Annotated in this window: 12 protein-coding genes and 1 pseudogene; 5 read left to right on the top strand and 8 right to left on the bottom strand. The window is 39.0% G+C overall.

Annotated elements, in window-relative coordinates:
• Window position 1: 1 nt before the first annotated feature.
• On the top strand, window positions 2-1,942 hold the full coding sequence (locus VK541_RS07985; RefSeq protein WP_324368687.1) for a DUF3732 domain-containing protein: 1,941 nt from the start codon (window positions 2-4) through the stop codon (window positions 1,940-1,942).
• Window positions 1,943-1,959: 17 nt separating this feature from the next.
• Window positions 1,960-2,724: a hypothetical protein gene (locus VK541_RS07990; protein WP_324368689.1), complete on the top strand. Its 765-nt coding sequence runs from the start codon at window positions 1,960-1,962 to the stop codon at window positions 2,722-2,724.
• Between the two features lie 115 nt (window positions 2,725-2,839).
• Here VK541_RS07990 and VK541_RS07995 read toward each other — a convergent pair whose 3' ends face one another.
• The gene (locus tag VK541_RS07995) at window positions 2,840-3,037 is read right to left on the bottom strand and encodes a hypothetical protein (protein WP_324368691.1); all 198 of its coding nucleotides are present in this window, start codon (window positions 3,035-3,037) and stop codon (window positions 2,840-2,842) included.
• A gap of 265 nt (window positions 3,038-3,302) precedes the next feature.
• Here VK541_RS07995 and VK541_RS08000 point away from each other — a divergent pair, with 265 nt between their 5' ends.
• The gene (locus VK541_RS08000; protein ID WP_324368693.1) at window positions 3,303-3,620 is read left to right on the top strand and encodes a DUF6266 family protein; all 318 of its coding nucleotides are present in this window, start codon (window positions 3,303-3,305) and stop codon (window positions 3,618-3,620) included.
• A complete protein-coding gene (locus tag VK541_RS08005; RefSeq protein WP_324368695.1) occupies window positions 3,586-3,957 on the top strand; it encodes a DUF6266 family protein in 372 nt (123 codons plus the stop codon). Before VK541_RS08000 ends, VK541_RS08005 begins: the two co-directional genes overlap by 35 nt.
• An 8-nt stretch (window positions 3,958-3,965) precedes the next feature.
• Here VK541_RS08005 and VK541_RS08010 read toward each other — a convergent pair whose 3' ends face one another.
• The 6 genes and pseudogenes from VK541_RS08010 to VK541_RS08030 all read right to left on the bottom strand — a co-directional run bounded on the left by VK541_RS08010 (window position 3,966) and on the right by VK541_RS08030 (window position 8,519).
• Window positions 3,966-4,868, bottom strand: coding sequence for a hypothetical protein (locus tag VK541_RS08010; RefSeq protein ID WP_324368697.1), 903 nt, complete (start codon window positions 4,866-4,868; stop codon window positions 3,966-3,968).
• A 108-nt stretch (window positions 4,869-4,976) separates the two neighbouring features.
• On the bottom strand, window positions 4,977-5,327 hold the full coding sequence (locus VK541_RS08015; protein ID WP_324368698.1) for a TfoX/Sxy family protein: 351 nt from the start codon (window positions 5,325-5,327) through the stop codon (window positions 4,977-4,979).
• Window positions 5,328-5,636: 309 nt separating this feature from the next.
• The gene (locus VK541_RS08020; protein WP_324368700.1) at window positions 5,637-6,197 is read right to left on the bottom strand and encodes a dihydrofolate reductase family protein; all 561 of its coding nucleotides are present in this window, start codon (window positions 6,195-6,197) and stop codon (window positions 5,637-5,639) included.
• 38 nt (window positions 6,198-6,235) lie between these two features.
• Window positions 6,236-6,334, bottom strand: coding sequence for a PEP-utilizing enzyme (locus VK541_RS25815; RefSeq protein ID WP_414692612.1), 99 nt, complete (start codon window positions 6,332-6,334; stop codon window positions 6,236-6,238).
• 62 nt (window positions 6,335-6,396) lie between these two features.
• Window positions 6,397-7,716, bottom strand: a pseudogene (locus VK541_RS08025) (amidohydrolase family protein); the annotation flags it as partial.
• An 8-nt stretch (window positions 7,717-7,724) separates the two neighbouring features.
• On the bottom strand, window positions 7,725-8,519 hold the full coding sequence (locus VK541_RS08030) for a hypothetical protein (RefSeq protein WP_324368704.1): 795 nt from the start codon (window positions 8,517-8,519) through the stop codon (window positions 7,725-7,727).
• A gap of 245 nt (window positions 8,520-8,764) precedes the next feature.
• Between VK541_RS08030 and VK541_RS08035 the strand changes: the two genes are divergently transcribed.
• The gene (locus VK541_RS08035) at window positions 8,765-10,021 is read left to right on the top strand and encodes a hypothetical protein (protein ID WP_324368706.1); all 1,257 of its coding nucleotides are present in this window, start codon (window positions 8,765-8,767) and stop codon (window positions 10,019-10,021) included.
• Between the two features lie 206 nt (window positions 10,022-10,227).
• On the opposite strand, the gene VK541_RS08040 is transcribed toward VK541_RS08035, so the two are convergent.
• The coding region (locus VK541_RS08040) for a DUF5916 domain-containing protein (protein ID WP_324368708.1) at window positions 10,228-10,682 on the bottom strand (455 nt) is incomplete at its 5' end.

A 10,682-nucleotide genomic window follows, 5' to 3' on the forward strand; every position in this document is an offset into this window, starting at 1 on the left:
AATGCAAATAAATAAAATAGTTTTATACAGTTTGGACGGCAAAACTAGAGTTTTACCTTTTGAGTTAGGGAAAGTTAACATCATTACAGGAGAGTCAAAGTCCGGAAAATCAGCATTGATAGAAATACTCAATTACTGTCTAGCATCGAGCAGCTGTGATATCCCAGAAGGAATAATTCGAGATACAGTCTCATATTTTTCGATTATAGTAACTTTTAAAGACGGAGAAACTGCTTTTATTGCTCGGGAAAACCCGAATATAAAAGGCATTCAAGCGTCTTCGACTGTTTGCTTGGTAAGAAATAGTGGAGAAAATATACCTGACCTGGAGTCTATCACATCTAATATCAACGTTGATACTTTGAAGGAATTTTTAACTCGTAAAATTGGAATTTCTGAAAATTTGCATATCCCTGATTCATTAACAAGGGAGCCATTGCAAGCGAATTTTAAGCATTCAAGGTTTTATTGCTATCAACCTCAATATTTGGTTGCAGACCCCTATCAGTTATTTTATAACCAGAATAAAGAATTTATACCTCAATCTATTAAAGATACCCTTCCCTACTTTTTAGGAGCAGTAAATGAGGATTCTCTATTGTTGGAAAGTGAAATTACTCAGCTAAAAAAACTGCTGAACAGGCTTAATCGTGAAAAAAGAGAAACTGAAAAAATAAAAACCGAAGGAATAAGTCAGGCTTATTCGTTGATTGAAGAAGCTAAAGAAATTGGGATTCTTGATAAGAATGTCAATCCGGAAAGTCAAACTGAGGCCTACAAATATTTAGCGATAGTTGGCAAGTGGGAATATCAGCCTCTACAAGTAAAAGGTGAAAATTCAGCGATAAAAGACCTAATTGATCAGCGAGCCAGATTGAGAAATGAATTAGGCAAAATATCTGATAATAAAAAAGCAGCAACGGATTATTTAAAAAGTTCTTTCGGATATTCTACAGAGGCAAAACAGCAAGAAATAAGGCTCGAGTCAATAAGACTATATAACGATGAAAGTAAAGTGGGGGTTACATCTTGCCCACTGTGCGACAGTGAACTTATAAATCCAATCCCTTCAATTCAGAATATTAATTCGTCCTTAGAGAGTATTAAGAATGACTTAAAGTTCACTAAAGCTGAAAGTCCAAGAATTCAATCTTACATTGATACTATAGATTCCCAGTATCACGATATTGAGACGGAATTAATGAAAATTGAAAAAAGTATATCAGCCTTATATGTAGAGAATGAGAATGCAAGAACGTTAAGAGATCTTAATATCAGGAGAGGGAAAATTATCGGAAGAGTAAGTCTTTTTCTTGAAAGTATTTCGATAGAACAAAGCACGGAAAATATAGATTTCAAAATTGAAAATCTAAAGTTGAGAATTAACGAACTTGAGAAGGAGATTGATAGTGATATTGAAAAGGAAAAACTACTTTCCATCCTAAATAAGATTAACCTGCAAATGAGTAAGTGGGTTGATGATCTGGATGTAGAATACGAAAATAGCCCAATTAGGTTTGATATAAACAAACTAACAATGTACATCGATACTGATATCAAGCCGATCGCTCTTCCGCAGATAGGTAGCGGTGCAAATTGGGTAGCATATCATTTACTTATTGTTTTCGCATTGCATCAGCATTTTATTCAGGCAGATCGGCCAGTTCCTAACTTCATAATTATAGATCAGCCCACTCAGGTTTACTATCCGCCAGAAAAAACGAGTGAGTTAGTAGAGGTAAGTTCTGATGAAATTGCTGTCTCTAAAATGTTTAATTTTATGTTCAAGGTTGTTAAAAATCTTGCCCCTCATCTACAAGTGATAATAACTGATCATGCATATTTAAAAGATAATGTTGAATTTGAAAGTTCCGTCACAGAAATATGGCGTGATGGCCTAAAACTTATACCTAGCGACTGGGAGAAAATACAATATAGATAGGTAAAATCCGAAGTACTATGAGCAGGGAAGACGATACATATTTCGGAAATGCATATCGCTTCATTTCTTTTGATGCACTTTGGAAAACAGTCCAAACTAGATCATTAAGATTGACTCGCGTCGATAAACTTAACGATCCGTTAGATACTAGTGCCTATATAAGTGTTGATAAATTCTTTTGGAGTCACGCATTGAACGACAGCCATGTAAAACAGATACAAGAACTGCTTTTCAATAGACTTTTATCAAAAATCTATATTGCATGCTTTAGTAAGATTTATAAAAGCAGAGAGTCATATCTTATGTGGGCTTATTATGCTAACGGGCATACACAATTGTGTTTCGAACTCAATTTTCAACGTTTCCCTATCCTTGAAGGTCCCTTGTCTGTAAATTATGTAGATAGCCTAGTGAGACTGCGAAACCGTATAGAAAAGAACATTCAAATGAAAGTTCAAGCTTTGCTAATGTCCAAATCAAGTATCTGGAAACATGAGCAGGAAGTTAGATTGTTGTATAAAAACAACGTCGAAGTGGATAAAGCTTATAAATTTTCTGATGACAGATATCGCTTGTTTATCCCATTTAATCCCCGTACGATTTCAAAGGTTATATTTGGACTTTCCTCAAATACTATTGATGAAATCAAAACAATAAAATTATTCTTGTCGATTGGCCACGCTCCTAGATTTGAAAAAATGATAATTAATCCATTGACACTCAAACTGGAATCAAGAAAATATATCTTTAAAATGACTGACTTAGATGGGAGTGACAAATAGACAATTAGCGAGCCAGTAAGCCTATAACATACTGGAACGTGTCCCATAGTTGAGACTAATTTTGTCCCAGGCCACGGCTTTTGTACTTGATGAACAGATGGTCGACATCCGGTACTCAAACGTAAATCACCGAACCGAAAAGGTGTTCGCTTTCATGGATTGTAATCTGCAATTCCATCTCTTCATGCCCAAGGTCGACGACCGGAGAATCAAGGGTGTCATCAGGACAGGTCAGGCGGAAATCTAGTACTTCTGTGTAATGTTTAATGGCTGCCCGCATATCGCGGACCTTCAGGAGCGGGATGATCTTCATAACCTATGCTTTTATGCTATTAAAATTAAGACTTTTTTCTACCAGAATGAAAATCTCAGGCTGGCACAAGAACCCCATCTCAACTCCTTCACAACCTCTTCTAGGGTGTTGCATGACCCCGGGGCCTGTTAACCCTCCCGAAAGCGTTAAAAAGACAGCCTCCTCTGGTTCTGAAAAGTTTAAAATACAAGCCTCAAGTGTACCCATTGCACACTTGAATTGTTTCCGGCAGCTGATCTTTATGATTCATATTTATTCAACTGTTATGGGAAAATTGAAAAACGGAGCATTCGGCCATTTGAGCGGCCGAGTAGGAAACCTGGTGTGCTACACAGTAAACGGCGAAAACGTAGTGCGTGAAGTAGGACACAACAGCACACCGCCAACCGAAAAAAAACTCGCCAATTATCAGCGGATGAAAGTGGTCAATCAATTTCAAAAACCGCTGCTGCCTTTCCTGAATGTCGGATTTGCGCAGGCCGCTATGAAAGCCGGGCAGAATCCTTACAATACGGCAATGTCTTTCAACAAGATCAATGCGCTGCAGGGTGAATATCCTTTTATCGAAATGGACTATATATAGCAAAGCACTGGTCAGCAAGGGCGAGCTTCCTCCCGCTGTGGCTCCGTCCATTTCTGTTTTACCAAATGGGGTCGAATTTACCTGGCAAATGCCTCAGGATATGGATTACCGCTATCGGAACAACCGGGCGATGTTGTTATTGTATTTCCCGCAGGGAGTTGATGCTTCAGGTGTACCTCATGCCGTTTGGGAGCTCAGCGGTGCCCGCCGCAGTGACGGCCTTGATTTCATTGCATTGGATACCAATGAGCAGGGAAAATCATTTGAAGCTTACATTTCTTTTATTTCCGATGACAGGTTTAATGTGAGTGATAGTATGTGGGTGACCACGGAATAGGCAATTATTTATTCTCGCCAGATTCTTTTCATGGAGATCAATTTCCAGGTGCCGCTCCTATTTTCTAAAATCGCCTCGCCTGATTCATAAATCATACCGTATATGATTTTAGCATATTTCATGTCTTTATCGCACACAAGAGCGCCTATAGATGGGTAAGTTAAATATTGCCATGAGCCGCCCCAGTGCCCATAATAGATTTTAATAAAGTTCAGTAAGAATTGCTGCCGTTTCAAACTTTCTCCTTTTGCCTGAGCAGTATTCATGACACCACCCTCCGCAAATGCCGAATGGGAATTACCCAGAAAAACGTCCAATATTTTTTGGTATTTCGGAGTCAGATATAACGGTATGCCAATTGTTTGGATAATATTCGGGCGAAAATCGGCGACAGACTCAAGCAGCACCTTCAGACTGTCCTGCCAGATGTGTATACTGTTTGGACCATAATTTTCCATAATTATTGGGCTTTTGTTTTTGGCGTGGTTAATCAGTTGGTCGCGATATTTCTCTGAAGCACTTTTCTTGATATTTTCAATGGCATATTCCGTCGCTTCCTCCTCAGTATAATACACCTTATCTTTCTGAAAAATCTTAAAGCCATCTTGAAGGACTAGATAAGTATAGCCTGTATAAATATCATTTCCCCATTGAGTGCTGCCATGGTTGGCAAGATCGTGAGGATTATAAAATGCCTCAAAGATGGCATAAGCTTGCTGAACTGTCTTGTTCATTTTTTTCCGCTGCTCAGTGGTAGCAGGCCTGAGTTCTCTCGACCAATCATCAAAAAATGCTTTCAACTTTACAGTCGATTGTTCCTTGTACGCCTGCTCGAGTTGGTCTCCTGTCTGGGCGTTGGCCAGCCCAATTAATAAAATTAAGGTTATAATGAGCAGAGCGCTTGCTTTCATGATTGGCAATTTGGTCAACAACAAATTACAAACTTAAATTGGAAATAAAATAGTGGCATCCTTATAAAAGTGGATACCGATACGAAAATTAAACTCTAAACCTGGAGCTTATCCTTTCCTTTTCTTAGCCGCTTTTGCCAGGGGATTAAACTGCAGGCATAGGTCAATCCAATAGGCCAGTTCCTTGCCCCCCTTGATATCGGCTAATGCTACATACACAAAATCTTTGCTGGCACGCCCGTTCATCACCATTTGCCGCGCAGTGCCTTTTTCCAGCTCCTCCACCACCCGGTCATGGCCGACTCTGCAAAGCAGGTCTTCCTGGTTTACACAAACGCACATCTTACCATTAACCAGGAAACAGTGCCCGCTGAACATGGTCTTTTCTTCCACATCGGATTCATTGACCAGCAGTTCCCTCACCTGGTCTGCTACCTGCTCATTGATTACTCTTTTCATATCAGCTATTGTTACCGCTAATTTACACATTGGAAAGCAATTGCTCTGCCCATTCGTTCCAAAAATTCAGCCTTTGGGTGCCCATAGTTGCCGGTACCTCCATCAGCCAAAGGCGAGACCTCGGAAATAATATTTAGGTGGTATAACCACGCTTCCTGCCGTCATTGAGAAGCACTTCGCGACGAAGCAATCTCATTTTGGACTCCGTCTCCGAGGTGTTCGAATCCCCACTCTCCGCATAAGGAGAATACCCATTTTAGTAAACCCTTCAATTGCTATTTCAGAGGAAAGAATATGTCCTTTTCATTTTTATTGTTTCCTAGACGATTTGTAGATTAAAATATTGACTCCACAAGCAAATGGAATACTCTTTTCCAATTCAAGGTCTGTGGTTTGTTTGAAAATTGGTTCGCCACTACCTAATGCAACGGGGTTTACCAATAAATTAAATTCGTCTATTAACCCTTGTTGTATTAATGAGGATACAAATGAGTAACCGCCATAAATAATAATGTCCCTACCTTTTTGTTCCTTCAATGCTTTTATTTCCTCTGTAATATCACCACTTAGAATCGTTGTATTGTCCCACTTGTTGGTTTTGAGTGTATTTGAAAAAACAATTTTAGGAATATTTGTGAATAGTTTTCCCAATTTATTTTCAGGATCTTTCGGATTATTTGCAATTTTAGACCAATATGGAATAAAACCTTCGGCTGTTTTTCGTCCATGTAAAATACAGTCCACATTTTTAAGGATGTCGATGGAAAAAGTTCTTAGTCCATCGTCCCATTTGGAATTTAAAGGTTCACTGTTTGTTGATGCAACAAACCCATCTATGGATATGTGCATTTGCAATTTTAATTTTCTCATCTTTTTATATTTCAGTTTATAAATATTTTTTGTTTGACTTAGTCCGTTCCATTCACCCGGATTCTCTGCCCGTCTTTGATAAGCCTGGTAGCATTCTCCACTCCAACAACTGCTGGTAAGCCATATTCCTGTGCCATAAAGTGATAACACGGGATGGAGTTGATGATCCGCCAGCTTCGTTTTTCATTTGTTTGCCTTTCACAAATACCGATTCAATTTCCAACGTGTTGGAGATGTCCTCTAGCGGGTTTTTATTCAGCATTAATAAAGAAGCTTCTTTTCCAACCTCAATTGTCCCAAAATCCGAATGAATCTTCAGAAAATGGGCCGGGTTAGTAGTAGCTGCTTTTAACGCTTCATAATTTGAAAGCCCGGCCCCACACAGCAGCTGCATTTCCTGGTGCAAAGAATAACCCGGCACCAATCCGGGAATAGTAGGTGCATCCGTGCCAGCCAGCAACAAAACACCAGCCCTGTTGAATGCACTGACCAGTTTTAGTTGATACTCGTATCCATACTGCAAACGGGAAATAGACAAAGGACTGCTGAATTTTTTGGGAATAAAACTTGTTTGCTTCGACCACTGCCAGGCTATCGCTATTGGATGAGACACAGCCAACGGAACTGTTTTTACATACGCTTCTAAGTTGATGGCGGATTGAAGAATGGACTTGTAGGCAATTAGCGTTGGACTAACAGCTTTTTGATAGAACCTTACAGAATCGGCTAAAGGCTGAATGTGAACTGGATTCGGTTTCTTCGGGATCTTAACATTGCCCATAAAATAATTGACTGGAGGGTTATACATAAATTCCTCGGCATGTGCAATCAGTTCCTGGTTGCTATGTAAAACGCCTGAAGTGCTTACTCTTTGCGGAATATGACCAGCAACCCGTAATCCATATGTGTATGCTTCCCTGCTGATTTCGTCAAAACCCTCTTTGGATAAGTCTGAATAGATTTTTACAAAATCGTAACCAGCCAGCTTCAACCTTTGCAGTAATTCCTTTGCCTGAGGGGCGGTCATGCTTGAATCGTTAATCCTTGGTCCGGAGCACTGAATCTCAGGCCCATACACTAAACCTTTTCTTATGCTGTCGCGGTGCTGCAAAAGTTGAGGTGTCCCATTCAAGGCGAGAACCTTCACGATGCCATACTGGAGGTAAAGGCTATCGTAGGTTTGAAACAAAGCTGCGTTGGTTCCATAATGCACATGGCAGTCAATCAATGCCGGCATAAGATACTTCTCTTTTCCATCAATAAACAATCCTTTTCGCAACTCTCCTCTTTCTATATGCTGCTTCATATCTTGAATCTTGCCATTTTCAATGACAACATCCATTCCTCTTAGGATTGTATCCTTATAAAGTGGAATCACATTCACGTTCGCAATTATCAGCCTGCTGCTCTTATCGTTCTGGTTATACGAATTACAGCAGTACTGAAAAAGAAACATTAATATTAAAATAGAGCGGTAAAGCATGGAGCATTCATTCAACGTTATCCTAACCTTTTTCATGATGACATTTAAACTCTGTTTTCCCCTTCTATTGATTTTGTTTTTGCTGTTGTTTGGGATATAATCAGAGCAGTACCGCAAAAACAAAGACAGCTCAGGGAGCCAATAAAATTCTCACCTTCTTGCCAGTGCGGAAAGCGGATAGTGTAATAAATGTGCAGCAATACTAGCCAGATAAATAAATTTAATGCAAGTAACAGCAAAATCTTTTTTGTCTTATACTTACTAAAAATACTTATCGCTGACCCCATTAGTGCGGGACCGGCCAGGAAAGTCCAGAATTGGGGAAAAGGAATATACTTTGGCACCATGTTGCTGATTCCTTCCAAATTGTTGAAATGGCCAACTCCGAAATTGTATAACATAATTGCAAAGAGATACTTGCCAAGAGGGCCTATTCTGGCAAGCAGCTCCGTTATTTTATGTCCCGGTTTTGGTGGATTAATTGTTGAGACTGCCAGAAATCCTCCGGACAATGCTAAAACCTTATTAAGGTTCACCCAATAGCTATTAAATGACCCTGCTGATAAAAACATGGGCATATGACCAAATAGAAATAATAAAAAAAACAGGATCCCCATTAACAATGAGACGTTATTAAATTTTTTACCGATTGCAATTAAAAACCCTGCACCAATCAGAAGCACAGCTATAAAATAGGCGATAAAGGATAAATCGGAACGAATACTTGTTAATTCAGGTATTATAATCGGCCTGATTCCAGGGTAGAAAAAATGCAGCACTCCAATGCCTATGATGCCAATTGCAAAAAAAATGCGGCCTGCGGCCATCCATATATTCATATAAAATTATTTACTATGTTTTGAATATGACAATTTGAATTGGGACGCTAAACACTTTCTGGTTCCCAATTAAAAATGTCATGCAAGTATAAACTACGGAGCATAAAATTCACTGCCAAAAACTCAGCAAAAGCCCCCAAAACTGAATAAATATATGCTCCCAAGGTATTTCCTGGTGTCTTGATAAGGTTTGACTTTTTCCCTATCATTTAAATGACTTAAATTTGAGCTTATATAGATTATTTATGAATGAACAAGCATTAGTTAAAACAAGTGTATTAGAGATTTTTCATAAAAATGGATATAGCGATCTCACTAGTATGACGCAACGGGATTTTGATCATATTGGGGAGCAGCTGCTAGAAAAGTCAGGCATCCTGATAAGTGGAACCACCGTAAAACGACTTGCTTATGGAGAATTCAACCGGCTGCCGCAAATAGCTACCTTAAATGCGATTGCCAATTACTTTAATTGCAAGACCTGGCAAGAATATAAAGCCAGCAAAATCAAAGGTGAGCAAGAAGAGCAACCTGTAGAAAAAGTAAAAAGACGAAAGGTTCGTTTAATATATTTGTCTGTACCGGGCGTCATTATTACTCTGGCAAGTATCTATTTTTTCTGCACACCAAGTGGGACCGTAAACAACGCAGAAAAGGCATCTTTTTCATTCCGGAAGAATACCTCGAATGATATTCCGAACTCCGTAGTTTTTAGCTATAATATTGATGAAGTGCAAGCCGATAGTTTTTTTATTCAACAATCCTGGGATAAGAATCGCAGGGTAAGAATTTACAAAAACAATTACACACTCGCAGATATTTACTATGAACCCGGTTATCATATTGCGAAACTCATAGCCAATGATTCTGTTATCAGGACAGCAGATGTAAGTATTTCAACAGACCGCTGGTTTTTTTATGCAGTTGATAATATAACCAATTACACTTCCCAGTATATTAAAGTAAATACTTTCGTCAATAAAGGCCGCCTTGGCCTGACAATACCGCAATTACAAAGAAATAATATTGAAGTCAGCAAAGACAAACGGTACCATTATGTGTACTTCCCCAGTCAAATGGATATACCAGCTGATAACTTCAGATATAAAACCCGGGTAAGAATGCAGGAAGTAAGAAATACCGTATGCCCGTACATTGAAATAGAGCTCTATTGCCAACGGTCTTTTATGATTATGAGAAGCACAACAAAAGGATGTGCCTATGAAGCGTTCATCGAATTCGGGGAACAAATAAAGGAAGGAAGCAACAATGACTTATTGCCCATAACTTTTGACATAACCCAATGGACAGATATAGAGATAACAGTAAAAAATAAAGTGGCTACAGTAAAAATAAATGACAAAGAAGTTTTTACAACACGATATACTACAGATACCAAATACCTGGCCGGGCTTGGTTATATTTCAAACGGATTATGTGAAGTGGATAATGTTGAGTTAACCGGGCTCGATGGAAAGGTTATGTACAAAAATGAATTTTGACCACCCGTTCACTTCGAGATTTACTTTTAATACAATTATATCCTTTAAATCTTTGGCTTGTTTGATTCGATGGTCTTCAGAATAACCTCCCCATTGACTGTTGGCGATATAGTAAAAATACTTCCCCACAATTGTGCCAGGTGTGGGTTCACCAACCGTCCAGGTAATAGCGGGTAACCCGGGGGTAAGCCTGAAACCCGCTTTAATTACAAACTAAACCAATAGTTGATCTTCATCATCAAAGTATTGGAAGCCGGCAATCCGAATATCCTATCTAAATTGCTTCCCCAGCCCGGATAATATATATCGTCTCGATTGGATCGATTATTCGCCCAAACAAAATACATCGAAGACCCAGGCAGAAATTCCCAGCGTGCAACCAGGTTAGAACGGAATTCATTAAAGCTAAAATCAGGATCTTTAAAAGACATTGTATTGCTTCCTCTATCAACAGTATAACTACCTGCATGATAACTGATCTCATTATTTTTAAATTCAGAAAAGCGCGCAAGGTAATCAGACGACCGGGTATCTGCAGCTAGTTTAAATTTGTCGTATTTAGCGACAGACGTGAAAGGAGAACCATAATATTGGATAGAAAAATCTGGTGTGAGATTCAACTGCAGGTTCAAAGTCAAGCCGTAAGTTTCCTGCTTCATTC

Source organism: Pedobacter sp. (genome assembly GCF_035317785.1).
Lineage (GTDB): Bacteria > Bacteroidota > Bacteroidia > Sphingobacteriales > Sphingobacteriaceae > Pedobacter.